Here is a 24,942-nt window from a genome sequence, read left to right on the forward strand (position 1 = left end):
TCCCGCCTGCTTCTCGCTTACGTACTAAACACACCATGAAACGACTCACAGCGCGGCTACTACTTACGCCTGCGATGGCGACCCTGTTCGTCTGGATGATCGTCCCACTCGTGATGACGATCTATTTTTCCCTATTGCGTTATAACTTGCTTGAGCCGGGCGAGCATGCTTTTTCCGGCCTCGACAATTACCACTATTTCTTTACCGACGATGCATTTGCACCTGCCGTCAAAAATACCCTGGTACTGCTATTTTCAGTCATGGGCATCACGGTTGTAGTTGGCATTGCGCTGGCTTTGCTCATCAATGAGCCTTTTCCAGGCAGAGCATTTGTTCGTATCTTATTAATCTCGCCCTTCTTCGTCATGCCAGCTGTAAACGCGCTGATGTGGAAGAACATGATGATGAACCCGATCTACGGCCTGTTCGCGCAACTCAGTCATTTCCTGGGCTTTACGCCGATTGACTGGCTATCTGAATATCCGCTGTTTTCCATCATTCTGATGATCGCATGGCAGTGGCTGCCTTTCGCCTGCCTGATTTTCATGACTGCATTGCAATCGATGGACCGCGAACAGCTTGAGGCTGCGCGTATGGATGGCGCGAATTATCTGCAACAGTTGCGCTATCTCTATCTTCCGCATTTAGGCCGCTCGATTGCTGTCGTAATCATGATCGAGATGATTTTCCTGCTATCGGTTTTTGCGGAAATCTTTACGACGACTGGCGGCGGACCTGGCTTCGAGACGACGAATGTAGCGTTCCTGATATTCCGTCAAGCACTAGCCAGTTTTGATGTCGGTGTTGCTTCGGCCGGTGGTTTGTTTGCGGTGTTGCTGGCGAATATCGCAGCGATTTTCTTCATTCGCCTGATCGGCAAAAACTTAGATAAATAGGAGTCGACCATGCCAACAATTGCAGACTCTGCAACGCCGCTTGCGGCCCCCAAGATAACCCGTACCAACGCCTTTAAACTTGCCCTGCTGTGTCGTTCAGGGTTAGCGTGGGTGCTGGCTTTATTGCTGTTTTTTCCAATTTTCTGGTTGGGATTGACGGCATTTAAAACTGAGTTACAAGCGATCGCAGTACCGGCGCAACTATTCTTTACGCCAACGCTGGATAACTTTGTCGAAGTCCAGGCGCGCAGCAACTATTTGCTGTACGCGATGAATTCGATCATCACCAGCGTGGGGTCGACGATTCTGGGCTTGCTGATTGCCGCACCGGCCGCGTATTCGATGGCGTTCTCGCCAACCAAACGCTCCAAAGACATTTTGATGTGGATGCTATCGACCAAGATGTTGCCTGCTGTCGGCGTGCTAGTGCCTATTTATGTGCTGTATCAAAAGTTTGGACTGCTCGATACACGTTGGGGACTGACTCTGATTTTCACGTTGTCCAATCTGCCAATTATGGTGTGGATGTTGTACTCGTATTTTAAAGAAATCCCACGTGAAATTTTAGAAGCAGCACGGATGGACGGTGCCAGTATTTTTAAAGAGTTCCGCTATGTAGTCTTGCCATTGGGTCTGGGCGGACTGGCGTCAACCGCCCTGCTGTGTCTGGTGCTGTCATGGAACGAATCGTTCTGGTCACTCAATCTGGGCGCTGCGAATGCCGGAACACTGGCCTCCCTGATCGCTTCTTATTCCAGCCCGGAAGGATTGTTCTGGTCCAAGCTTTCGGCCGCATCGTTGATGGCTATCGCACCGATTATCGTATTTGGCTGGTTCTGCCAAAAGCAGTTGGTGCAAGGATTGACCTTTGGCGCGGTCAAGTAAGTACATGTACAAAAAATATTCTAAGGACACATCATGGCTTTCCTGACATTAAATAATATCGAGAAGTATTTTGATGCGCACCACGCCATCAAGGGGATTAATTTAGAAATCCAAAAAGGCGAATTTATCGTTTTTGTTGGCCCGTCCGGTTGTGGAAAATCAACGCTATTACGCTTGATAGCTGGCCTTGAGCCGGTCAATGGCGGCAGTCTTACGCTGGATGGCAAGGATATTACCCATTTGCCTTCGTCCAAACGTGACCTGGCAATGGTATTTCAATCGTATGCGCTATATCCGCACATGACGGTGTTCGAAAACATGTCGTTCGCGTTGAAACTTGCAGGCGTTGATAAAGCCATAATCCGCGAGAAGGTCAACAAAGCCGCCAGCATTCTAAACCTGACCGAATATCTGGAACGCACGCCGAAGGCCTTGTCTGGCGGCCAGCGACAACGGGTGGCAATTGGCCGCGCTATCGTGCGCGCACCAAAAGTATTTCTATTCGATGAGCCGCTATCCAATCTCGACGCGGCATTGCGCGGCCAAACCCGAATCGAAATCGCCCGTCTGCACCGCGAGTTGGGCGCAACCACGATTTATGTCACGCATGATCAGGTGGAGGCGATGACCTTGGCTGACCGTGTAGTTGTTTTGCGCGACGGCAAAATAGAACAAGTAGGATCGCCGCTGGAGCTGTACGACCGCCCTGCTAATCAGTTCGTCGCACAATTCATCGGCACGCCGAGCATGAATGTATTGCCGCTTTCAGGCCTGCCGCATCCCCCGCAGGTCGGCGTCACTTTGCCGGATGGCGGCTTCATCGGTATTCGCCCTGAGTATGTCGAACTTGGCAGCGCATCTGCAGAAGGTTATCCAGCCACGATCGATGTGGTAGAGGCGCTAGGCGCAGAAACGTTGATCTATTCGACGATGGAAAATGGCTTGCAGATCGTCGCAAGACGGAACGAACGTACAGCGTTCAACCCGGGTGACCGCGTCAGCCTTCTTTTAAACCAACAGCAAATGCATATTTTCGACCGCGCAGGCAAAGTACATGCAACAACACGCTAACCTCAGCCTTATGCCACATACAAATCCAGTATCCATTAAACACATTCTGCATCTTGGCGTGGGTGCGTTCCATCGCGCCCATCAAGCATGGTATTTAAATCGCCTGATTGATAATGGCGACACAAAATGGACACTGGCCGCAGGTAATATCCGACCTGATATGGCGCAGCTATTGCAAGATTTAAGCGTGCAAAACGGCCAATACACGCTGGAAACGGTGACGCCAGCGGGTGTATTTTCGTATGAGCGCATCAACGCAATCAGCGAGATTTTGCCTTGGACAGCTGATTTGCATGCGGTCATCGCAATCGGCCGACAGCCCGATACACGCATCATCTCCTTCACGGTCACGGAAGCTGGTTATTACCAGAATCAACATCAGCAGCTTGATTTATCATTCCCGGATTTGCGCTCTGATCTTGAACAGGGTACGCAGTTGACCATTTACGGCGCGATCTGCAATATCCTTCGTGCACGCATGGCGGATGATGCGGGTCCCGTGACCTTGCTGTGCTGCGACAATATCCGCAGTAATGGCGATCATTTCAAAACCGGCCTGATCGATTTTCTAAATCGCCGTGGCGAAACCGATCTCCTGCTATGGACGCATGAGAACATCACTTGTCCGAATGGCATGGTCGATCGCATTACCCCTAAACCGCCAGCGGAAGCAAAAGACCGGGTAAAAGCGGCTACTGGTTACATCGATGAATGCGTCGTGATGGCAGAGGATTTTTGCCAGTGGGTAATAGAAGACCACTTTTGTAACGGTAGACCATCGTGGGAAAAGGTTGGCGTAGAAATGACGTCTTCTGTATTGCCATATGAAGAAGCTAAAATCCGCATCTTGAATGCCAGCCATAGTTGCATCGCGTGGGCCGGTGCCATGAAGGGCTTTAATACTATCGATGAAGCATTAGCCGACCAGACCATCGCACAGATGGCGAGAGCTTACGTCACGGACGATGTTATCCCCTGCTTATCGCCAAGCGTGATTAATTTGGCGGCCTATCGCGATACGGTATTAGAACGGTTTAGCAATCCCTACATTAAAGACACCATTGAACGCGTTGCCGCTGACGGTTTTGCCAAGATACCGGGCTTTATTGCACCGACTATCGCCGAACGGATAGCGCAGCAACAGCCATTCGACAGCACTGCCGTTTTGCCAGCACTCTTTCTGCTTTTCCTGGAGCATAGAGCGGCCGGAAAAATTGCTTTCAACTATAAAGATCAGGCCATGGATGAAACTGTGGTCCAGGACATTCTTAGCGCGCCCGATAGTGTGCACGCTTTTTGTAGCAGCCCGATTCTGTGGGGCGCGCTCGCAGGCAATCAAACGCTGGAGGCGACCATCCGCCACGCGTATCTTTCATTAAAAGGACATTCATAATGGCAAGCCTCACTCGTCTGCAAGACAAACACGCAATATTAACCGGCGCAAATGGCGGTATCGGGCTAGCCGTGGCGGAAGCCTATTTGCATGAAGGTGCGCGTTGCACAGTGGCCGACTTGCCTGCTGAGCCATCTGCAGAACTAGCGCAATTGATGATGCAACATCCGGCTTCATTAATTTATGTCGCGACTAATGTTACGCAATCTGCTTCTGCCACAGCGATGATAGAACGGGCCACGCAAGCATTCGGTCCTGTAGACGTCTTTTTCAACAATGCTGGCGTGTTTGATATGGCCCCTTTGCTGGAATCGGATGAAGCAATGTATGAGCGCCTGTTTGATGTCAACGTGAAAGGGATGTTCTTCACGATGCAAAAAATTCTGGCGCAAATGGTACGCGAAGGAACTCGCGGCACGGTCATCAATATGGCCTCGCAAGCGGGTCGTCGGGGCGAAGCACTGGTAGCGCATTATTGCGCGACCAAAGCTGCGGTCATTAGTTATACCCAGTCAGCTGCGCTGGCGATGGCACCATCCGGTATCCGGGTCAATGCCATTTCACCCGGCGTCGTCGACACACCGATGTGGAGTCATGTCGATGGACTGTTTGCACGTTACGAAGGATTGCAGCCGGGGGAAAAGAAAATAGCGGTCGGAAAAGCAGTGCCGCTGGGCCGCATGGGCCATCCAAACGAGATTGCAGGCGCAGCCATTTTCCTTGCTAGCGCAGAATCCGCTTATATCACCGCGCAGACGCTGAATGTAGACGGTGGTAATGTAATGAGTTAACACCGCAATCGACGGTTTAACGATAAAGAGACAACAGTGGCTACTAAACTTCCCATCCGCACTCCAGAGCTGGAATATCACGAGTTCAGTGAATTTCTGCGATTTCTGGAGCATGGCGTACCGGACCCTTTGATTCGCTGGCATTACCATGATGTCTACGAATTGCATTACATTATCAAAAGTTGTGGAAAGCTGTTTGTGGGCGACTATATCGGCGAATTCGGCCCCGGCAATCTGGTATTGACCGGGCCACGTTTGCCGCACAACTGGATTTCTACAGAAATCCCGAAGGAAGGCATTCCTAGCCGCGATATGGCGATTCAGTTTGGTCACGCTCCACTGGAATTAGCGGCTAAATACATACCGGAAATGCGCGAAATCATGCCGTTGTTGGAACGCGCTAAATACGGCATCGAATTCTTCAATATGAGCGAGCAGGCAGAGCGGGATTTCTACCGGATACGCGACGCAAAAGATGTCAATCGATTCGCCGAATTTTTGAAATTGCTAGGCACATTGGCGAAAAGCAATACCTACCGTTTATTGTCCAGTTCACAAATGCAATCGTTTGATGATGATGCTTCCATGGCACAAATCAATACGGTATTTAATTACATTACGGAAAATTACCGCACCCCTATTTCTGCTGATTTTCTGGCAACACGATTGAACATGTCGCCGGCCAAATTTTCCCGATTTTTCCGTAAGGCAACTGGCAATAGCTTCACCGACTTCGTCAATCAGATTCGCGTCAATAAAGCTTGTCAGCTGTTAATGAATTCCGACCAGTACGTGACAAATATTTGTTATGAAGTCGGCTTCAATAACGTGGCAAATTTTAATCGCCGGTTTCTTGAAATGAAGGGAATTACACCCAAGGAATTCAGAGCGCAATCTGAAGGCAGATTTGGTAGCGAATGACGTTCGCCGCTCCTTTCAGTACGCCAGATCGAAAAAATTCTAACAATAATTAAGCCACGCAAAAAAATGACATATTTAGGAATTGATGTAGGAACTTCAGAAGTGAAGGTAATACTGGTCGATGACGAACAGGATATCCTGGCCACCGGCAGCGTCAAACTAAACCTGTCGAATCCGCATCCACTGTGGTCCGAGCAAAATCCCGAAGACTGGTGGGAAGCGACGCTACAAGCGGTCGGCATCGTACGTGCCTCGGTACCTTACCCATTTTCAAATTTGCAGGGTATCGGTTTATCAGGGCAAATGCATGGCGCCACGCTGCTGGATAAAGCGCATAAGGTGATGCGGCCCGCAATACTCTGGAACGACACCCGCGCCCATGCAGAGTGCGCTGAACTGGAAGCGCTAGCACCACACAGTCGTGCTATTACCGGCAATCTGGCCATGCCCGGTTTCACTGCTCCTAAGCTGCTTTGGCTGAAAAAAAATGAACCGGCAATTTTCGAACAAATTGATAAAGTTTTGCTGCCCAAGGATTACATCGCCTTCCGCCTGACCGACGAATTTACTTCTGATATGTCCGATGCAGCAGGGACTTTGTGGCTTGATGTAGCGAAACGAGACTGGTCAGACGAGATGTTATTGGCCACCGGTCTCAGTAGAGAAAATATGCCGCGACTGATCGAAGGAAATCAGATTGCTGGCCAGTTATGCAGTAGTTTAATGCGTAATTGGGGCTTGGAACATCCAGTGATGGTTGCTGGCGGTGCTGGCGACAATGCGGCTACCGCAATTGGGATGGGTGCGATTGCACCGGGCAACGCGTTTCTGTCACTGGGCACATCGGGCGTATTGTTTGTCTGCAACGATCGCTTTATGCCGAATCCTGAGCAAGCCGTACATGCGTTTTGTCATTGCCTGCCGCAGCGCTGGCATCAAATGAGCGTGATTTTGTCAGCAGCATCAAGTCTTGCATGGGCCGCGCGCGTGACCCAAACCCCTGAAGCGGGCGAGTTAGCACAACTAGCCGAGACAGCAGATGCTGCGCAAGCACCGATATTTCTGCCCTATTTAAGTGGCGAACGTACCCCCCACAACAATGCGCAGGCGTCAGGCGTATTCTTTGGATTGCGGGGGGCCACGGAGCGTGCCGCGTTGGCCTACAGCGTCATGGAGGGAGTTGCTTTTGCAATGGCAGATGGCTATCAGGCATTGCGATCAACAGGAACCGTCGTCACCCATGCTTCGTTCGTCGGAGGGGGTTCCCGCAGCCGCTTCTGGGCCGAGTTGATTGCCTCCGCCACGGGTATTACTTTGTTACGCCACAAGGACGGCGATTTTGGCGGCGCTTACGGCGCATCACGACTGGCAAGACTCGCCGTGACGGGAGAAATGCCTGAAAGCGTTTGCACCATGCCGCCAGTTGCAGAAGAAATCAGTCCAAACGCGACATTACGCGCAATATTACCGGAACGACTCGCCCGTTATCGGCGTTTATATACCGCGCTCAAACCTGAATTTTCAATCGCTTGATTTCTTCACCAACGAATAGGTCCAGAAGCCAGGATGAAGCAGAAACCAATATTTCTGAAAGACAAGAAATAGCTAGAGAAATATCTACTCAATGCAAGAAGGAAGTGTGGAAAAATTTGGCTAAAATTTGGCTAAAATTTGGCTAAAATTTGGCTAAAATTTGGCTAAAATTTGGCTAAAATTTGATGAAATGTTTGACTGAATTTTTGCTGCGGTCCGGAGAATTTTTATGGCGCCAGCCTGATTGACTGTGATGACGCTTCATGCGGGACAAGGATCGAGATTAATTTTATCTGCATGCAGCAGATTGATCTCTAATAAACGTAACCTGGTTTGGAATGGTGAATCGCAAAGACAAAGCCAAGCCCGAAATCGGTTGGCTGCATCAGAAAAATAACCTGGTATTTATGGGGAAGAAAGAAGTGCGTCGGGAGGGGCTCGAACCCCCGACCCATGCCTTAGAAGGGCATTGCTCTATCCAGCTGAGCTACCGACGCATAGACGGACTTTAGCAGTTTCAATCCACAACAACAAACAACCGCAAAAGGGATACTGCTATTCCAAAATAGGCGCATCGTTCCGCATTAAAAATGCACGATTTCACTTACTTTTTTTGCGGTGTATTGCAATTGTATTTTGACGTTGCGTGATCGTTTAAAAAATTACCGAACAACATTTTGATACGATTTTATCGTATCACTTTTCAAACTTCCAAATGGAAAAGCGGGCTGTCCTAAGACAGCCCGCTTTTATATTGGTCGGAGTACAAGGATTCGAACCTTGGACCCCCTGGTCCCAAACCAGGTGCGCTACCGGGCTGCGCTACACTCCGAAGAACAGAATCATACTCGGCAACATCATTTTGGTCAATACGTTTATGCAAACTTTTATAAAAACTTGTTATTACTCTTCGGGAAGGATCAATTGCGCGCGTTCAAAAATAGCGCTGAAACAACTCCCCTTCCCCGGCTCGGAAGTAATCGCCAAATGACCACGATGTCGCAGCAAAACATGCTTAACAATTGCAAGGCCAAGACCGGTTCCCTGCGTCACTCGGGAACGCGTTTTATCGACGCGATAGAAGCGTTCAGTCAAGCGGCTTAAATGCTCGACAGCAATCCCAATTCCGTCATCCACCACGGTAAGCGCCGCGCCATCGCCAAGCAATTTCCAACTAATCCGAATCGCTCCGCCATCGGGTGTATAGCGCACAGCATTCGTCAATAAATTAGTAAACGCACTCTCCAATTCATCACGATTACCTTTGAGATCAATCTCTTGCGCATCCAGCGTAATCAAATGTTTTCCGTCAGATAATGCCTGAGCTTGTTGCAGAATATGATCGAGCATCGGCACAATTTTTACCGTCTCGGTTGAGGGTTGCTGGACCAACGATTCCAGTCTGGTCAACGTCAACATATCCGCCACAAGACGCTGCATGCGATGGCCTTGCTCAACCATTAAATTGAGTTGGCGCTGGCGCGTCTTCTGATCCATTTCACTCGACAAGGCATGCTCTAAAAACCCGTTGATGACAGTTAATGGCGTGCGCAATTCATGCGAGGCATTCGCAATAAAATCACGTCGCAAAGTATCGAGTTTTTCAGTTTGCGTCAGGTCATGCGTGACCAATATTTGGCGACGATCGTCGAAAGATATTAATTGTAATTGGATTTTTCGCCGATGATGAACGAACGGCAAAGGCTGCTCGAAACGGCCCGACAACATATAGTCAACGAACTCTGGCGCACGGATTAAATTGGTCAGAAGACGACCTTCATCGCGCGTACGATCAAGCCCTAAATGTCGTTCCGCCGCAGGATTGCACCACTCCAGATGCATGACGCTATCGACAATCACGACACCGTCCGGAAGCAAGCTCATAGCTTGTCGAAACCGCGCCAGCCACTCCGCCATGTCGACGCGAGAACGCTCATCTTCGCGTCGAATATCTTCCAGCCGCGTTGCTGCGTGTGCCCACAATCCCCAGGTTTTGGGACGCGGCGTACCGGCCGCTCGATCCAACCATTGCTCGATGCGATATAGCGACCACATCTGCAAAAATAATAGAACTACCAGCGACAGTACAAAACAAATCAAACCAATGACATAGCCGAAAGACGCGCCGAGAGCCAGCACGACCAGGCACAATAAAGCGAACCACAAAAACGCCGGCACCCAAAAAGTACTGCCTTTACGACTCGCCCGCTGGTAAGGGTTCAAAGGCATTTCATGGAACCAACTCAGACGTAATTTTGTAGCCAACGCCACGAATCGTCTTCACGTAATCTGCTGCTGGTCCTAATGATTTCCGTAATCGCATGATATGGACATCAACGGTACGCTCTTCAATAAAAGTATGATCGCCCCATACCTTGTCGAGTAATTGTGCGCGTGAAAATATACGCTCTGGATGCGCAATCAGAAAGCGCAACAATTTGAATTCTGCCTGATCCAACTCTATGGTTCGGTCCTCGACCGAGACTTGATAACGATCTGTATCAATGCTGATCGCGCCATACTTTAACGCACTGTGACCAAGCTCTGGCACTTTGCGCCGTAACAAAGCCTGAATCCGCGCGACCAATTCTTTCGGTGAAAAAGGCTTCGTAACGTAATCATCCGCCCCATCATTCAAGCCGCGCACTTTGTCTTCGTCCATTCCCTTCGCGGTGAGCATGATGACAGGTAATGCGGCAGTCCGGGCCTGCCCGCGCCATTCTTGCAGCAACAGTAAACCAGAAGTATCTGGCAGCATCCAGTCGAGCAAGACAAGTTGCGGCAACATCGCTGCAATCGTCTCTCTCGCCTCGCTCGCGCTATACGCAATTTCACAAGAAAACCCTGCGTCGTCAAGTGTGAAGCGCAATAGCTCAGCGATACCGGGTTCGTCTTCGACGATGAGAATATTGGTGTGATGTTTTGACATCTATAGCGTAAAAAATCGATAAGAATAATCGGAGCAAAAAAATACTATTTAAATAAAACTAAAAAATACTCAAACAGAAATTGTATCGGCGATACGACGCGCCATCGCTAGCGCCAGATCAGCTGTCTTAGCCTCTACCATAACGCGTATCAGCGGTTCAGTTCCCGACGCCCGAATTAACACGCGCCCGTTTTCACCCAACTCCGCTTCCACCGCCGCTTTTTCAGCGACGACAGGCGACTGTTTTTGCCAGTCAAAACCTGCCGCCACTCGCAAGTTAATTAAGGTCTGCGGATACATACTAATGTCAGCAGTGATTTCAACTAACGATTGGCCGCTGCGGCTTAATGCAGATAAGACTTGCAGTGCCGATACGATACCGTCGCCGGTGGTGTGTTTGTCGAGGCAGAGCAAATGACCGGAACCTTCGCCGCCGAGTATCCAGCCGCGCTCTTTAAGCTGTTCCAGCACATAACGATCACCCACCTTGGCGCGGGCAAACTCCAGGCCCATTTGCTTGAACATCACTTCTAACGCCATGTTCGTCATCAAGGTGCCGACAACGCCTTTAACGACGCCTGTTTTGAGTCGATCCTTCACAATCACATACAACAACTCATCGCCGCTGTAGATGCGCCCGGAAGCATCGACCATGATCAATCGATCGGCATCACCATCCAGCGCGATACCCACGTCCGCGCCATGTTCGATTACCGCAAGTGCGAGCGCTTCCGGCGCAGTCGCACCAAAACCAGCATTAATATTGAAGCCGTTTGGCTGATTACCGATCGCAATGACCTCAGCGCCCAACTCATGAAAAACGTGCGAGGCGATATGATAAGCGGCACCATGCGCGGTATCGACCACAATGGTCATGCCACGTAAATCGAGGTCAGTGGGGAAGGTACTTTTGCAAAATTCGATATACCGACCTGGCGCATCATCCAGGCGTTTTGCCTTACCTAATTTATCCGACGTCACGCAATCCATCGGCTGCTCTAAAGCTGCTTCGATTGCAGCTTCGACGCTGTCATCTAACTTGTTGCCATGTGCCGAAAAAAACTTAATCCCGTTGTCATCAAACGGATTATGAGAAGCGGAAATAACCACACCGGCCGACAATCGCAAGGCACGCGTCAAATACGCGACGGCAGGTGTTGGCATCGGCCCAGCCAGCATGACATCGACGCCAGCGGCCGCAAATCCAGCCTCCAGCGCGGCTTCCAGCATATATCCGGATACGCGGGTATCCTTGCCGATCAGTACTGTCGGCTTAACGGCTGAGGACTCGGACTGCGCCAGAACTTTACCAGCCGCATAACCGAGTCGCATGACAAAATCCGGCGTGATAGGAGATACACCTACACGGCCACGGATACCATCAGTGCCAAAATATTTTCGTGTCATTTATTTATTACTCCCATTTTTTTTCAAATGATTGTTATTTTTTCGCCAAAACCGCTATTTTAGAGGCTATCTGAACTTTACTCTGCACAATCGTTACGATTAAAAACGTAAACCAGCCTAACGATCTATCAACCTAGCACTTACTTACGATAATCAGATACAAAATGCATATGCAGTAATACGAAAGAATCTTTATAAGAATTATTTAACTTACGGCACTTCCGGCACTTCCGGCACGCCAGATTGCAAGCGCATCGATCGTTTCTACAACGTCGTGCACACGCACCACCTTAGCGCCCTGCGCAACCGCAAACAGTGCAGCCGCTAAACTACCTGCTAATCGCTGCTCGACTGGTTTTCCAGTCAGATCACCGATCATAGTTTTACGCGACATACCGGCCAATAACGGCAGATCCATCAATTGCTGCAATTTTCCGATATTTTTTAACAATGCCACATTATGTTCAACCGTTTTACCAAAGCCAAAACCGGGATCGATCATCATGCGCGATCGATCGATTCCTACTGCCTCCATAGCCGCGACACGACTATGCAAAAATGTACTCACCTGATTTAGCACATCCTCATATTCCGGCTGCTGCTGCATCGTTTCAGGCTGCCCCTGCATATGCATCACGCATAAGCCGCAATCGCTATCTTTAACGGCATCCAGCGCGCCTTCCGCCCGAAAGCCATTAATATCATTGATTAAATCAGCACCGGCAGCTAATGCCTCGCGCATTACTATTGGCTTATAAGTGTCAATCGAAAGTGGCTTACCGCAATCGCGTAACGCATAAATAACCGGCATTACCCGATCTAACTCTTCCGACAGCGATAAAGGAGGACTACCGGGCCGACTTGATTCACCACCGATATCAATAATATCAACACCATCTGCAATCATCTGCTCAGCATGTGACAACGCAAACTCAAGAGAATAAAACTGACCGCCATCAGAGAATGAATCCGGCGTGACATTAAGTATCCCCATCACCAAAGGGCGCGCATTTGGCGTATTTACCGGCAAGCGGTAACGACCGCATTGAAAATATGGTTGCATCTTTTATTCGCATAAAGAAAAAGGGCGAGGATTAATCCTCACCCTTACTTAAATCACATCGAAGATACTCGACTCACTATAACGTCACCACTGGACTATCAGCCGCTCAGGCTGGCGCAGTCGCGGTAGGAGAAATGCCACCGGACGAACTATCAGTCGGCGTTTTCTTGACCGGAATACCATACTTTGGCAGACGCGGCTCAAGGCCTTCCATAATGTCGTTAATCTGGTCTGCATCGATGGTTTCCCAATCCAGCAGCGCCTTGGTCATCGCTTCGACCTTTTCGCGATTCTCTTCCAGCAAACGACGTGACAACGCGTATTGCTGATCCAAAATGCTGCGAATTTCAGCGTCAACTTTTTGCTGAGTCGCTTCTGAAACAGTCTTGGAAGCCATGCGACCAAAATATGCATCTTGCTCCGTATCTTCGTACACCATCGTGCCCAGCGTTTCAGACATACCGTAACGCGTCACCATTGCACGGGCCAACTTTGTAGCGCGTTCAAAGTCATTGGATGCGCCGGTCGACATTTGGTGCATGAAGATCTCTTCAGAAATACGTCCACCAAACAGAATGGCGATCTCTTCAAGCATTTTGTCTTTATACATATTGACACGATCATGCTCAGGCAACTGCCAAGTCAAGCCCAACGCAAAGCCGCGTGGCATGATGGTAACTTTATGCACAGGATCAGCTTTTGGCAACAATTTAGCAACCACAGCATGACCGGACTCATGATAAGCAGTATTGCGGCGTTCTTCTTCGCGCATAACCGCTGATTTACGCTCAGGACCCATCACAATCTTGTCCTTGGCATCCTCAAAATCCTGCATCTCTACCAAACGCTTCGTACGACGCGCTGCAAATAAGGCAGCTTCGTTGACAAGGTTAGCCAAATCCGCACCTGAAAAGCCCGGCGTACCACGTGCCAGAATATCTGCTTTCACGTCGGTCGAAATAGGTACTTTACGCATATGGACATTGAGAATCTGTTCGCGACCACGAATATCTGGCAAGCCGACCACAACCTGACGGTCGAAACGACCCGGACGCAACAGCGCTTTATCCAGTACATCGGCACGGTTCGTTGCAGCAATCACGATAACGCCGGAGTTAACCTCAAAGCCGTCCATCTCAACCAGCATTTGATTCAATGTTTGCTCACGCTCATCATTACCGCCGCCCATTCCTGCGCCGCGATGACGACCAACCGCATCTATTTCATCAATGAAAATAATACAAGGTGAGTGTTTTTTGGCGTTTTCGAACATATCGCGGACGCGCGATGCGCCGACACCGACAAACATTTCGACAAAGTCTGAACCGGAGATAGTAAAGAATGGCACCTTTGCTTCACCAGCGATCGCACGCGCCAACAATGTTTTACCAGTACCTGGAGGACCAACCATCAGAACGCCATGCGGGATCCGGCCACCCAATTTTTGGAACTTAGTAGGATCGCGCAAAAAATCAACAATTTCGGACACTTCATCTTTTGCTTCATCGCAACCAGCGACGTCAGCAAAGGTAACCGTATTTGTCGTTTCGTCCAGCATCCGTGCTTTTGACTTACCGAACGAGAATGCCCCACCCTTGCCGCCGCCCTGCATCTGGCGCATGAAGAATATCCAGACACCGAGCAACAAAATCATCGGAAACCAGGAAATAAATACTTGCGACAGGAACGATGGCTCTTCTGGCTGTTTTACATCAAATTTGACACCATTATTCAACAAATCACCGACTAAGCCGCGATCTAGGAATGTGGCCGTTGTCTTAACTTTTTTACCGTCGGACGTATTCGCAATAATACTGCGATCTTCAATCACAGCATCGGTCACGTGCCCGGCTTTAACCTCATTGATGAAGTCCGAATACGCGATCGGCGTCGCACCGTTTGCCAGTCCCTTGGTATCGAACTGTTTAAATACGGTAAAAAGCACCAAGGCAATGACCACCCAGATAGCAGCTTTTGAAAACATGTTATTCACTTGAACTCCTTGAGCGACGTTGCGCCGATATACGTGGTGCTTCGGTGTGGCTTCGCACTATATTTAATGCTTTCGGGTTGAATTTCTGATTTTACTCGGAATCACCAGTCGTTACTAGGCTCGATATGTGGACGTGCCCCTGAAAAATCAAGGATAAATCCCCAAAAAATTGATCAAACTTCAAAATTAAGATGAATTCTTTAAATTTCGGCCTAATAAAAAAATCTCCGAAGATTTATCACGGCTAGCTTTCGGCTTTCTGGAGACGACAGTTTCAAATGCCAAGCGGAATTCGCCTAATATTTCGTTATATCCTCTGCCGTTGAAGCATTTCGCTAGCAACACACCGGATGGTTTCATATGATTCTGGGCGAATTCAATTGCTAAATCAATAATTTCTTCCATCCGCGCCGCATCGGCAATCGCGATACCTGACAGATTGGGGGCCATGTCCGACAATACCAGATCAACTTTTCGTCCGGCTAAAAGACGCTCAAGTTGCAACAAGCTATCCTGCTCACGAAAATCACCTTGAATAAAATGGACATCCGCAATCGGCTCCATCTCCAGTATATCCAATCCGATAATCAGGCCATGAATACCGCCACCTTCTTGCCCGGCGAGTTTATTACGTACGTATTGAGACCAACTTCCGGGAGTAGATCCGAGGTCAACAATAATCTGCCCTGGCTTAATCAGCTTATCAACTTCGTCGATTTCCTTTAGTTTATATGCAGCCCGGGCGCGATAGCCTTCTTTCTGTGCCAGCTTCACATAGGGATCATTAATGTGATCGTGCAGCCAGTTTTTGTTTAATTTCTTCTTTGCCATTCGCGTAGAATACCGTTTTTAAGGAATTTTTTATTTATGTTGAAACTCACACCCGCCGAGCGCAGCGAACTCCGCGCCGAAGCCCACGCACTAAGTCCAGTCGTACTGATCAGTGAAGAAGGCCTAAAACCATCACTGCTAAAGGAAATTGATAACAGCCTGAGTTCTCATGGGCTAATCAAAGTGCGCGTATTTGGCGACGACCGCGAAGCACGAATTGCAATCTACGAAACCATTTGCGACAAACTCGGTGCCGCGCCGGTACAACACATCGGCAAACTCCTGATACTGTATCGTCCACAAAAAGATGCAGTTAAGGCACGTACTGAAACACGTGGAAAAGGTATGCGCGAAGTAACTATCGTTAAGCCAAGCCCAAGTGGTACAAAACGACCATCAGTTACTAAGGTAATGGTAAAAGGCAATGAACGCGTAACAGCAGGTGGCAACATCAAGCGTACAAAACCGCGTCAGAAGAGCCGCAAGAAATCTGCTCTGGGCCAATAATTCGGCTTTAAGCAGATGTGCTTATAACATCCGGGGAGCAGGCGCATTCTACCTGAAGTGGCGAGTTTACAGGCCGTTCAAGGTTAATTCCCCTGCACCCGCACGCGTTGTATGACGTTAGCGCAATGTCCGTAATTTCAAAATCAAGCCAATGCCTAACAGGCTTTGAATCAGATAAATACCGCTTGCAACGCCATGCAAAATGGCAAATTGCGTCTTCGCACCTGAACTCATCACACCGCCCGGCCCTGAGGCCTCACGCAACGAAGCCATAAACGGCTGGACGCCAAAATAACCGATTAAGGTGCACACCAGCATCGCCAGCGTCAAACGCAAGACAGTCTTACGCAATGGCGCATTGTCGTCTGCGGTCCGAAAACCAAATAATAACGTCAGCAATAATCCACATGCGATTCCCAACCAGGCTTCCACTCTAAACAAGCCCCCAGCAATCGTGCCAGCCAAAACGCGATCTGGCAACGTGGAAAACAAGGTCGGCGCAACCAAATACCCTACGGTCCATAAACTACCTACCCACAAGGTCGCAAGCAACAATCTTGCACGGACTACTATCATCGTGACTCCTGAAACGGCCGCTATTGACCGGATTTCGATGGGAAATATACTAGCTGTTTGATTCTCTGATCCGGCAAACTAACCAATAAATCAGAGTGAAAAAGCAGCACTCTGATCGTTACGGCGCGCCTAAACTACGCAACCATGTCTGCATTCCATCAGGATAAGTACAAACTATGGCCGCCGGATTTTAGAAAAAATTAGATGTAACGCACTTCCAGAATTTCATACTCGCGGATGCCAGAAGGTGCCTGGACGCCGACTACATCACCGGCGCTTTTTCCGATTAACGCACGTGCAATTGGCGAGGTAACCGAAACTTTTGAGAATTTGATGTCAGCTTCATCCATTCCAACAATTTGATACGTGACCTTGTCACCTGTCTCCAAATCTTCCAAGTCAACTGTCGCAGCGAACACGACACGGCCATCAGCATCCAGTGTAGTCGGATCGATCACCTGAGCAGCGCCCAACTTGCCTTCCAAATCGGCAATTCGGCCTTCAATAAAGCCCTGACGTTCTTTCGCTGCATCGTAATCTGCATTTTCCGACAGATCGCCGTGCGCCCGTGCTTCTGCAATTGCATTGATAACGGATGGGCGCTCTTTGGTTTTCAAGCGTATCAGCTCGTCTTTCAACAATTCGGCGCCAAACTTGGTAAGAGGTACTGAGCTCATAGGAATATTATTCAAAAATCTACTACAGTTTGTCAATTTAGCAAATTGCCTGGAGATGTGACGTCGAGGTCAACACTCTCGCAGCGCTCTTCACTAGCGTTATTTTGCTAATCTATTTAGACCACTACTTCTGGCGCAGAATACATTCCTTCACCAGACATCATGACAGTGATGCAATAAAAGATCGCGGAGGTCGCAGGCAGTACCGAATTTCGGCATTGCCTGCGACCTCCGCATGCACTTCTATAAAAATCCTACGTGTCGAGCTTAGTGTAAGGTTTTATGCAAACCTTGTAAATCGTAGACATTCAGCTCGTTCAGATGACGCATGCCCTCAACCGCAGCTTCAGCGCCAGCGATAGTCGTGTAAGTCGTCGCCCGCGCTTGCAATGCAGACGTTCTGATTGCCCTGGAATCGACAATCGCACTACGCTTTTCTTCGACAGTATTAATGACCAATGTAATTTCATTGTTTTTAATCATGTCGACGACGTGCGGACGGCCTTCAACCACCTTATTCACGGTCTTCACCGGGATGCCAGCGGCCTGAATAGCGGCAGCAGTTCCTTTGGTAGCAACGACCGAAAATCCCATTCCGACCAAATCTTTAGCAACCTTCACTGCACGTGGTTTATCACCTGCTTTGACGCTTAAGAATACCTGGCCTGAAGTTGGCAGCTTGATTCCTGCTCCCAATTGCGATTTAACGAAGGCCTCGCCAAAGGTTTTTCCGACTCCCATCACTTCGCCGGTTGATTTCATTTCCGGGCCGAGAATGGTATCTACGCCAGGGAACTTAACGAATGGGAATACAGCTTCTTTGACACTGAAATACTTCGGCACAACTTCGTCTTTAATGCCTTGGCTATCCAGCGATTGACCAACCATGCAGCGTGCTGCAATTTTCGCCAATTGCAAGCCAGTTGCCTTTGAAACAAATGGCACCGTACGCGAGGCACGTGGATTCACTTCCAGGACAAACACAACATCTTTGCCGTCAATCTGTTGAATCGCAAACTGCACGTTCATCAGACCAATCACGTTCAAGCCCTTAGCCATCAACGCGGTCTGACGCTTCAATTCGTCAATAGTTTCCTGCGCTAACGAATATGGCGGCAACGAACATGCTGAATCGCCCGAATGGACACCAGCTTGCTCGATATGCTCCATGACGCCGCCAATGAAAGTGCGTTCGCCATCCGACAAACAATCCACATCGACTTCAATTGCATCGTTCAGGAAGCGATCTAGCAATACCGGCGAATCATGTGAAACCTTAACCGCCTCACGCATATAGCGCTCAAGATCGCGTTGCTCGTGGACAATTTCCATCGCACGACCACCTAAAACGTACGATGGACGAACGACTAACGGATAGCCGATTTCTTGTGCCAGACGCAATGCGTCCTCTTCGGTACGTGCAGTCCGATTTGGCGGCTGACGCAGATTCAGGTCGTGCAACAGCTTTTGAAAACGTTCACGATCTTCAGCCGCATCAATCATGTCTGGCGAAGTACCAACGATAGGTACGCCATTCGCTTCTAGATCCAAAGCGAGCTTCAATGGCGTTTGACCACCGTACTGAACGATGACGCCATAAGGCTTTTCTTTGTCGACGATTTCCAGTACATCTTCCAACGTCAACGATTCAAAGTACAAACGATCAGACGTATCGTAATCGGTTGATACTGTTTCTGGATTACAGTTGACCATGATGGTCTCGTAACCGTCTTCACGCAACGCTAGCGCCGCGTGCACGCAACAATAGTCGAATTCGATACCTTGGCCGATACGGTTAGGACCGCCGCCAAGTACCATAATTTTCTTTTTGTCAGTCGGATTCGACTCGCACTCTTCCTCGTAGGTCGAATACATGTAGGCCGTATTCGTTGAAAACTCACCCGCGCAGGTGTCGACACGTTTGTAGACCGGACGCAGATTCAAAGCATGGCGCTTGGCACGCACTTCCGTATCGGTAACTTTCAGCAACTTAGCCAGGCGGCGATCCGCAAAACCTTGTTGCTTGAGCTTGAACAATGTATCGCGATCCAGTCCCTCTAGCGTTTGGGTGCTTTCGAGCCACAATTCAGTATCGACGATTTCTTTAATTTGCGACAGAAACCATGGATCGATATGCGTCAGTTGATGCACTTCTTCCAAGCTAAAACCTTGCGCGAAAGCATCACCGACATACCAGATACGATCCGGACCAGGTTCGCCGAGTTCTTCTTCGATGACTTCGCGATCTTGAGTTTTTTCATTCATGCCATCAACGCCGACTTCCAGTCCGCGCAAAGCCTTTTGAAATGACTCTTGGAAAGTGCGGCCAATCGCCATCACTTCGCCAACGGATTTCATTTGCGTGGTCAGGTGATCGTCAGCAGCCGGAAATTTTTCAAATGCGAAACGCGGAATCTTGGTGACGACGTAATCGATTGATGGCTCAAACGAGGCAGGCGTCGCACCGCCAGTGATTTCATTGCGCAATTCATCCAATGTAAAACCGACAGCAAGCTTCGCCGCGATTTTCGCAATCGGGAAACCGGTTGCTTTAGACGCCAATGCAGAAGAGCGTGAAACACGCGGATTCATTTCGATGACAATCATCCGACCATCCGCCGGATTGACTGAAAACTGCACGTTCGAACCGCCAGTATCAACACCAATTTCACGCAACACCGCAAGTGAAGCGTTACGCATGATTTGATACTCTTTATCCGTCAGCGTTTGCGCTGGCGCTACCGTGATTGAATCGCCGGTATGCACGCCCATCGGGTCCAGATTTTCGATAGAGCAGACGATAATGCAGTTGTCTGCCTTATCGCGCACAACTTCCATCTCAAACTCTTTCCAACCAATCAGCGATTCTTCAATCAGCAGCTCCTTGGTCGGCGACGCTTCCAGGCCGCGTTTGCAAATCGCTTCGAATTCTTCAGCGTTATAAGCAATTCCGCCGCCAGTACCGCCCATGGTAAACGATGGACGAATAATGCTAGGAAATCCGAGTTCTTTTTGAACCGCCCAAGCCTCATCCATCGTATGCGCCACACCTGAACGCGCCGAAGCGAGGCCAATTTTGGTCATCGCCGCTTTGAATTTGGAGCGATCTTCAGCTTTGTCGATTGCTTCTGGCGAAGCGCCGATCAGTTCGACGTTGTACTTGGTCAGAATACCGTGGTGATGCAAATCCAGCGCACAGTTCAGCGCAGTCTGGCCGCCCATCGTCGGTAAAATCGCATCCGGCTTTTCCTTAGCGATAATGCGCTCTACCACTTGCCAGGTAATTGGCTCAATGTACGTTACATCAGCCATCTCCGGGTCGGTCATGATGGTCGCAGGATTGCTGTTGACCAAAATGACTTTATAACCTTCTTCACGCAATGCTTTACAAGCTTGTGCGCCGGAATAATCGAACTCGCAGGCCTGGCCGATAATGATCGGACCAGCGCCAATAATCAGGATGCTTTTTATATCGGTACGCTTAGGCATTTTTATTTTTCTCCATCATCGCCACAAAGCGATCGAACAAAGGGGCGACGTCAGTTGGGCCGGGCGATGCTTCTGGATGGCCCTGGAAACAAAATGCTGGCTTATCAGTCCTCTCAAAACCTTGCAAGGAGCCATCAAATAGCGAAACATGCGTAACGCGACAATTGGCCGGCAAGGTGGCTGAATCAACGGCAAAACCGTGATTCTGCGAAGTGATCATGACTTTTTTCGAATCGAGATCCTGAACCGGATGATTTGCGCCGTGATGACCGAATTTCATCTTCAAAGTCTTCGCGCCGGAAGCCAGTGCCATGATTTGATGCCCCAGACAGATGCCAAAAACAGGCACGCCACGTTCGATCAATTCCTTCGTCGCTGCAATCGCGTAATCGCACGGCTCAGGATCACCAGGACCATTCGACAGGAAGATGCCATCCGGATTCAATGCCAACGCTTCAGCAGCTGTTGCTTGCGCTGGAAGTACAGTCACTTTGCAACCGCGCTCAGCCAACATCCGCAAGATATTAAACTTGACGCCATAGTCGTAGGCCACGACATGGTACTTAGGGGTGATTTGTTGATCGTAGCCGCGGCCGAGACGCCATTCTGTCTCGCTCCAGCTGTAAGGCTTAGTTGTTGAAACTACTTTCGCCAGATCCATTCCCGCTAATCCGGGGAAGCTTCGCGCTAAATCCAGCGCCGCGGCTGTAGCGATAGCAATATCTGCTTCGCCAGTCACGATCGCGCCGCTTTGCGCACCTGTTTCGCGCAAAATGCGTGTCAACTTACGCGTATCTATTCCTGCAATAGCGACAATGTTCGCATCTTGCAAGTAAGCTTCAAGCGTTTTAGTAGAGCGAAAATTAGAAACCAGACGCGGTAAATCGCGAATAATTAAACCAGCGGCATGGACCTTGGAGGACTCAATATCCTCTGAATTCACGCCAGTATTGCCGATGTGGGGATAAGTCAGTGTGACGATTTGTCGACTGTAGCTAGGATCGGTGAGAATTTCCTGGTATCCGGTCATTGCGGTATTAAATACCACCTCACCGGTCGTATGGCCAACTGCGCCAATCGAAAAACCTTTAAAAATTGTCCCATCTGCAAGCGCGAGGACGGCCGGAACAGCATGGCCAGAAAAAAATGGCGGCAAAGGTAACTCCTGATGTTGTTACCGTCGCTGCGCTGTGCCAGATGACCGCTAAAAAACCCCAAAAGAGAAGAATTTGGCAGTATTAATAGTCTTTTTGGGACGAAATGGGGATGTATGCGCTACGACGGAGTAAATTGGGCTAAACCGTGCGAGTATAGCGCAGAACTACTTTTCCGACAATCTGAAGTAGCTATGACTTAGTATTATGAAGAAAATTCTGCTTATCGAAAAGTACAAAGATTAATGCATTAATTGGCGCTTAACGCAATAACTAATCGTCATCTTAAAATTACAATTAATTACTATCGGTATTTGGGGCGACGAGTACATAACACATCGCCACCCCGATCATACAAGCAAATACCAAACACTAACTTATGCAGTCAGGGCGGCAATACCTGCCTTGGCAATTTGCACATCTTCCGATGACTTGACGCCAGACACGCCAACAGCACCCAGATATTCGCCATTAACAATGATCGGCACGCCGCCTTCAAGCAGACCTTCGAGGTTAGGGGCCGTAATAAACGAAAAACGACCGTTGTTGATCATATCTTCGTAGACTTTGGATTCACGCTGACCTAGCGATGCAGTTTTAGCCTTGGCAGGAGCTATGTGCGCAGAAATCGGCGCAGCGCCATCCAGACGTTGCAACCACAATAAATGACCACCGTCATCAACGATAGAAATCGTCACTGCCCATTTGTTTGCTACGGCTTCTGCCTCAGCTGCATGTGCAATTTTTTTTACATCATCGAGTGTCAACACTTGCTTGGATTTCATTATTTCTCCTTGGATAATGGAGATTATTGTACTTGAGTGAGATGAAATATACTTGCAGGCATATAGATAAACGAAAAAATCAGGTACGAAATAGCTTTTTTCGATTATTATCATCCATTAATTTATTCGTTTTGGGAACTTGTAGCCCGCTTTGCCATCAGGTCATGCATCTTGAGTTAAGCCTTTGTTAATACGACTCCTATTCACTTACCTTCATGCGGTCATATTTGACCCAAGCCTCAAACACGATGACGATTAAAACAGCCTCCCCCCTATTTCATACATTTGCACTGACAGCTACGATGCTGGCAGGTTGCTGGTTAGCCAGTCCGGCATGGGGTACTGATATTACCGACCTGTATAACGCTCCGCCTCCTTCCAATCCCGCACCTCGCAGTAAATTTCAGCAATTCACCGAACAAATTACCGAGCGCGCTTCCGATCTTGCACAAAGTGCCATAGGCTTGATCGGCATCCATTACAAATATGGTGGGAATTCTCCGCAAACAGGTTTGGATTGCAGCGGTTTGGTACGTTATGTATTTAAGGAAGCGCTAGGAATCAATTTGCCACGGACTTCGGCTGAACTTAGCCGCGAAGGCGAACGAGTTGATCAGCAAGATTTGAAACCGGGCGATCTAGTGTTTTATAACACTTTGCGACGCAGCTTTTCACATGTCGGCATTTATTTAGGCGATAACAAATTTATTCATGCACCGCGCACCGGTGCTGCAGTACGGATCGAAAGTATGGACCTTGCGTATTGGAAAAATCGCTTTAATGGCGCACGGCGCATTAGCGATCTCGATCCAGCGACAGTAGCGAACATTTCAGCAACACAGCAATAATTGCTCAAAACGTTGCATAATAAAAAAGCCACATTTATAGAAATGTGGCTTTTTTATTGGGCAAATCATTAATGCTCATAAACAGATACTTATACCTTTGGCCCCCAATATCCCCGTGCAAGGGGAGTCTATTCGCAACCTCCCCCTGCGCGTCAGAGATTACTCCCCGCGCTTCTCTTGCAACTTCTTTTTGATCAACGTCATTTGCGCCATCGTTGCTTGCTCGCCAGCCAGAATGGCCATGTTCCGGGCATTAAAATCATTGCCTTTCATGGTATTCAGGTTAGGACGAATCACAATATCCGCCTCTTTTAAATCATTTTTATTAATACTTTGCCCCATGATGGCGAAAGTCTGCAACAGCACGTCCACGGAACTAGATGCAGCCTGCGACTCCGGTGCTGCAGATAGATTCACTGCAATGACAAAATCGGCGCCCATTTCCTTGGCATAACGTACAGGAACCGGTGCGACCAGCCCCCCATCGACATATTGATGACTACCAATTTTCACTGCCTGAAACACACCTGGCACAGCAGAAGAGGCACGTACTGCTAATCCGGTATTTCCGCGTCGAAACAAAATCGGCTGGCCGGAGTTGAGATCGGTAGCGACTGCGCCAAATGGTATTTTCAATTTTTCAATAGGCACGTTATGCACGGCCTGATTGACGTAGTTCTGTAAGCCCACCCCTTTCAAAACGCCACTTACTTTCGCAAATAGCGGTATCGACCAGTCCGAGAAGGCCGCTTCATCCATTTTCAACGCCATCTGTTGCAGCGCAAAGCCGTTATTACCCGCGGCGTAAAGCGCACCAACCACACTGCCCGCGCTAGTCCCAACGACTATATCAGGCACAATCCCCTGCGCTTCCAGAGCCTTGATCACGCCGATATGGGCAAAACCACGTGCCGCACCGCCACCTAGCGCCAAACCAATTTTGATTGGGCGCGGCGCTTCCTTCTGGACCACTACTACAGGGATTGGTACAGCAGGCGGCGGCACAGTCGTCTGGCAAGCAGTCAGTAGAGAGAAGGCCAGCAAACCCGCCAGCGGCAAACGCATTGGTCGCAGAGACCGGCGGTGTAAAGAAAATAGATTCATGGAGTAAGCAACACGACGAGAACGTGGATTCTACATCAGCAGCGCGTCAGTTCAGCGCGGATAGAAAAAGAAGGGCTAATTGTTGAATA

General features: G+C 49.1%; 21 protein-coding genes and 2 tRNA genes. 9 read left to right on the top strand and 14 right to left on the bottom strand.

Annotated features, from left to right (window positions below; translation table 11 throughout):
- Positions 1–35 precede the first annotated feature (35 nt).
- The 7 genes from C7W93_RS04975 (at position 36) to xylB (ending at position 7,490) form a co-directional block, all read left to right on the top strand.
- Complete coding sequence (locus tag C7W93_RS04975; RefSeq protein WP_108439023.1) at positions 36–896, top strand: carbohydrate ABC transporter permease; 861 nt, start codon at positions 36–38, stop codon at positions 894–896.
- Positions 897–905: 9 nt separating this feature from the next.
- A complete protein-coding gene (locus C7W93_RS04980) occupies positions 906–1,781 on the top strand; it encodes a carbohydrate ABC transporter permease (protein ID WP_108439024.1) in 876 nt (291 codons plus the stop codon).
- Between the two features lie 33 nt (positions 1,782–1,814).
- Positions 1,815–2,852, top strand: a complete 1,038-nt coding sequence (locus C7W93_RS04985) for an ABC transporter ATP-binding protein (RefSeq protein ID WP_108439025.1) — start codon at positions 1,815–1,817, stop codon at positions 2,850–2,852.
- On the top strand, positions 2,836–4,245 hold the full coding sequence (gene dalD / locus C7W93_RS04990; protein ID WP_225869750.1) for a D-arabinitol 4-dehydrogenase: 1,410 nt from the start codon (positions 2,836–2,838) through the stop codon (positions 4,243–4,245). Before C7W93_RS04985 ends, dalD begins: the two co-directional genes overlap by 17 nt.
- Entirely contained in the window at positions 4,245–5,036 is a 792-nt protein-coding gene (locus C7W93_RS04995; RefSeq protein WP_108439027.1) for an L-iditol 2-dehydrogenase, read from the top strand. Before dalD ends, C7W93_RS04995 begins: the two co-directional genes overlap by 1 nt.
- A 36-nt stretch (positions 5,037–5,072) precedes the next feature.
- Entirely contained in the window at positions 5,073–5,957 is an 885-nt protein-coding gene (locus C7W93_RS05000; RefSeq protein WP_108439028.1) for an AraC family transcriptional regulator, read from the top strand.
- A 66-nt stretch (positions 5,958–6,023) separates the two neighbouring features.
- Positions 6,024–7,490 carry a xylulokinase gene (xylB, locus tag C7W93_RS05005; RefSeq protein WP_108439029.1) on the top strand — a complete coding sequence of 489 codons (1,467 nt, stop codon included), beginning with the start codon at positions 6,024–6,026 and terminating at the stop codon, positions 7,488–7,490.
- Positions 7,491–7,913: 423 nt separating this feature from the next.
- Here the strand turns inward: xylB and C7W93_RS05010 are convergent.
- The 8 genes from C7W93_RS05010 to C7W93_RS05045 all read right to left on the bottom strand — a co-directional run bounded on the left by C7W93_RS05010 (position 7,914) and on the right by C7W93_RS05045 (position 15,713).
- A tRNA-Arg gene (locus C7W93_RS05010) sits at positions 7,914–7,987 on the bottom strand.
- Positions 7,988–8,245: 258 nt separating this feature from the next.
- Positions 8,246–8,322 (bottom strand) — tRNA-Pro (locus C7W93_RS05015).
- Positions 8,323–8,393: 71 nt separating this feature from the next.
- Positions 8,394–9,713 carry a phosphate regulon sensor histidine kinase PhoR gene (gene phoR, locus C7W93_RS05020; RefSeq protein ID WP_225869751.1) on the bottom strand — a complete coding sequence of 440 codons (1,320 nt, stop codon included), beginning with the start codon at positions 9,711–9,713 and terminating at the stop codon, positions 8,394–8,396.
- 7 nt (positions 9,714–9,720) lie between these two features.
- The gene (locus tag C7W93_RS05025; protein ID WP_108439031.1) at positions 9,721–10,419 is read right to left on the bottom strand and encodes a response regulator; all 699 of its coding nucleotides are present in this window, start codon (positions 10,417–10,419) and stop codon (positions 9,721–9,723) included.
- A 69-nt stretch (positions 10,420–10,488) separates the two neighbouring features.
- Positions 10,489–11,826 carry a phosphoglucosamine mutase gene (gene glmM / locus C7W93_RS05030; RefSeq protein WP_108439032.1) on the bottom strand — a complete coding sequence of 446 codons (1,338 nt, stop codon included), beginning with the start codon at positions 11,824–11,826 and terminating at the stop codon, positions 10,489–10,491.
- A gap of 205 nt (positions 11,827–12,031) precedes the next feature.
- Complete coding sequence (folP, locus tag C7W93_RS05035; protein ID WP_108439033.1) at positions 12,032–12,889, bottom strand: dihydropteroate synthase; 858 nt, start codon at positions 12,887–12,889, stop codon at positions 12,032–12,034.
- 106 nt (positions 12,890–12,995) lie between these two features.
- Entirely contained in the window at positions 12,996–14,882 is a 1,887-nt protein-coding gene (gene ftsH, locus C7W93_RS05040) for an ATP-dependent zinc metalloprotease FtsH (protein ID WP_108439034.1), read from the bottom strand.
- A 186-nt stretch (positions 14,883–15,068) separates the two neighbouring features.
- Positions 15,069–15,713: an RlmE family RNA methyltransferase gene (locus C7W93_RS05045; protein ID WP_108439035.1), complete on the bottom strand. Its 645-nt coding sequence runs from the start codon at positions 15,711–15,713 to the stop codon at positions 15,069–15,071.
- A gap of 36 nt (positions 15,714–15,749) precedes the next feature.
- Between C7W93_RS05045 and C7W93_RS05050 the strand changes: the two genes are divergently transcribed.
- On the top strand, positions 15,750–16,220 hold the full coding sequence (locus C7W93_RS05050) for a YhbY family RNA-binding protein (RefSeq protein WP_108439036.1): 471 nt from the start codon (positions 15,750–15,752) through the stop codon (positions 16,218–16,220).
- Between the two features lie 117 nt (positions 16,221–16,337).
- On the opposite strand, the gene C7W93_RS05055 is transcribed toward C7W93_RS05050, so the two are convergent.
- The 5 genes from C7W93_RS05055 to C7W93_RS05075 form a co-directional block, all read right to left on the bottom strand.
- Positions 16,338–16,796 carry a DUF4149 domain-containing protein gene (locus C7W93_RS05055; RefSeq protein WP_108439037.1) on the bottom strand — a complete coding sequence of 153 codons (459 nt, stop codon included), beginning with the start codon at positions 16,794–16,796 and terminating at the stop codon, positions 16,338–16,340.
- A 200-nt stretch (positions 16,797–16,996) separates the two neighbouring features.
- Positions 16,997–17,473 (bottom strand): transcription elongation factor GreA, encoded by a 477-nt coding sequence (gene greA, locus C7W93_RS05060; RefSeq protein WP_108439038.1) that lies wholly within the window; start codon positions 17,471–17,473, stop codon positions 16,997–16,999.
- Positions 17,474–17,740: 267 nt separating this feature from the next.
- Positions 17,741–20,962, bottom strand: a complete 3,222-nt coding sequence (gene carB, locus C7W93_RS05065; RefSeq protein WP_108439039.1) for a carbamoyl-phosphate synthase large subunit — start codon at positions 20,960–20,962, stop codon at positions 17,741–17,743.
- A complete protein-coding gene (gene carA / locus C7W93_RS05070; RefSeq protein WP_108439040.1) occupies positions 20,955–22,118 on the bottom strand; it encodes a glutamine-hydrolyzing carbamoyl-phosphate synthase small subunit in 1,164 nt (387 codons plus the stop codon). Before carA ends, carB begins: the two co-directional genes overlap by 8 nt.
- 375 nt (positions 22,119–22,493) lie before the next feature.
- On the bottom strand, positions 22,494–22,901 hold the full coding sequence (locus tag C7W93_RS05075; protein ID WP_108439041.1) for a heme-binding protein: 408 nt from the start codon (positions 22,899–22,901) through the stop codon (positions 22,494–22,496).
- A 248-nt stretch (positions 22,902–23,149) separates the two neighbouring features.
- On the opposite strand from C7W93_RS05075, the gene C7W93_RS05080 reads away from it, so the two are divergent.
- Positions 23,150–23,749 (top strand): C40 family peptidase, encoded by a 600-nt coding sequence (locus C7W93_RS05080; RefSeq protein WP_108439042.1) that lies wholly within the window; start codon positions 23,150–23,152, stop codon positions 23,747–23,749.
- A 159-nt stretch (positions 23,750–23,908) separates the two neighbouring features.
- Here C7W93_RS05080 and C7W93_RS05085 read toward each other — a convergent pair whose 3' ends face one another.
- Entirely contained in the window at positions 23,909–24,853 is a 945-nt protein-coding gene (locus C7W93_RS05085; protein WP_108439043.1) for a patatin-like phospholipase family protein, read from the bottom strand.
- Positions 24,854–24,942 lie beyond the last annotated feature (89 nt).

Origin of the sequence: Glaciimonas sp. PCH181 (assembly GCF_003056055.1) — a bacterium.
In the GTDB taxonomy this organism is placed as follows: Bacteria; Pseudomonadota; Gammaproteobacteria; order Burkholderiales; family Burkholderiaceae_D; genus Glaciimonas.